Consider the following 1,101-nt stretch of genomic DNA (forward strand, 5'->3'; position numbering starts at 1 on the left):
AGAGATGAAAACTCAAATTGATACACCGTATGCCAACGCCAGACTCCGTCTGGCGTTTTCAGTTTGTGTGCTCCAAAAGCGATGCTAACGAGCTGAAGATCTAATTGCTCGCATTTTCGTGAGATGGCAACTTTGGCTAACTCAGATTGACGTCGTTGTTGCCAAAATAGAAAACAGAAAAAGCACAGTCCAAGTATTGCCAGTAGATCTCCTATCATCCTTAATCCTTTCTTATCCCTTTGTGGCTTGCTGCAATTTGATGAGTGCAGTGGCTAGCTCTTCCGATGGGCTAGAGTGCAGCAAAGGTAGCAATACCATTCTTAGTTCTGGCAGCATAACTAAATCGGCAAATAATTGATTGAACAGGGTTTGATTGCCTGTTTGTGCGAGTCGCAGCAAAAATTGTTCAGCGATTTTTGCATCAGAAAGAAGATGCCATGCTCGTCCCGCAATACCGATCAGTACTTCTTGGTGACTTAAACGAGGGCTTTGCAAAATCGCTTCTAGTACTGGTAAAGAGACTTCAGTTGGAGCGCCTGCTAACGCTCGAGTTAATGCCGATAGCAAGAACAAATCTGGTTCTGCGCTGTGAATCTCTTGCTGCGCTTTTTCTGCGATACGCTGCGCTAGTCGTTCTTGTAAGTCGACATGCTCAAGAGCACCAAGCAGTGCGTATAGAGGCTCGTTAGGTAAATGATTGAGAGCTTTACGCAGAGTGACCGCATTTTGCTCTTTACCAAGGCGTGCGGCGATATCGGTGATTCCTTGCAGGCCAACCGTCTGCCAGTTTTCCCAGCCTAGACCGCCTGTGAAGTAGTGCTGTGTATGTTCGTAATATTGGCTGGTGGGTAGATCCAAATTTGCTCGAACTTGGCTGTGGAATACCGCCATTTTGTCTTCAGAAGGTTTGAACGTGTATGGATTATTGGAGAGTTTTTGTTGTTGCTCTTCAGACATCTCTTCGCTTAGACGAGTGCCCATGGCTTCAACTACGTATTTAATGAAGTTGCCAATATCAGATTGCTTGAGTAAGCCGCGCTCAACCAGTTCAAACTTTAAAAACCAAATCCAAGGTTGTTTTTGTTCATTCCAATAAGCAAT

At 44.9% G+C, this 1,101-nt stretch carries 2 protein-coding genes; both read right to left on the minus strand.

From position 1 onward, the window contains the following. Positions 1-218: DUF3301 domain-containing protein (locus tag R7O12_RS26415; RefSeq protein WP_029845579.1), on the minus strand; the 218-nt coding region annotated here is incomplete at its 3' end. Between the two features lie 13 nt (positions 219-231). After that, a partial coding sequence (locus R7O12_RS26420) for a DUF3549 family protein (protein WP_318127033.1) occupies positions 232-1,101 on the minus strand: 870 nt, incomplete at its 5' end.

The organism is Vibrio sp. Vb1574, assembly GCF_033338675.1.